Raw genomic sequence first — 514 nt, 5'->3', positions numbered from 1 at the left:
CCCAGGCGCCGGCCGCCGCGCCACGGCCTGCGGTGCTGACCGGCGGYCGGGTGATCGACGGAAGCGGCGGCGCCCCGCTCGAGAACGCGACCCTCGTCCTCGACGGCGGCCGCATCGCCTGGATGGGCACGGGCCGTCCCCCCGCCATGCCCGCCGGGGCCGAGACCGTTGATATCAGCGGCAAGACCCTCATTCCCGGCCTGATCTCCGCGCATTCGCATATCGGCGTCGTGGACGGCCTGACCGCGGGGGCCGCGAACTACAACCGCGCCAATATCCTGGGGCAGCTGCGCCAGTTCGAGGTCTATGGCGTGACGACCATCGCCTCGCTCGGGCTGAACCGTCCGCTCTTCTACGAGCTCCGCGCTGAGCAGCGCGCCGCGCGCACCCAGGGCGCGGAGTTCCCCGGCGCCGACATCCTCGGCGCCGATCGCGGCGTCGGCGTGACCGGGGGCGCCCCGCCGGCGGCCATCGTCTCGCTCGCCGACGACCAGATCTACCGGCCGACGACGGC

General features: G+C 74.1%; 1 protein-coding gene. It reads left to right on the top strand.

Annotated elements, in window-relative coordinates; genetic code table 11:
* Positions 1 to 50: 50 nt before the first annotated feature.
* A partial coding sequence (locus AC1DWF_RS38755; RefSeq protein ID WP_476843701.1) for an amidohydrolase family protein occupies positions 51 to 514 on the top strand: 464 nt, incomplete at its 3' end.

The sequence above is a fragment of the Aminobacter sp. P4_D5 genome (assembly GCF_056401815.1).
The sequence above is the reverse complement of the archived record's forward strand: the minus strand, read 5'-3'. Positions and strand labels throughout refer to the sequence as shown.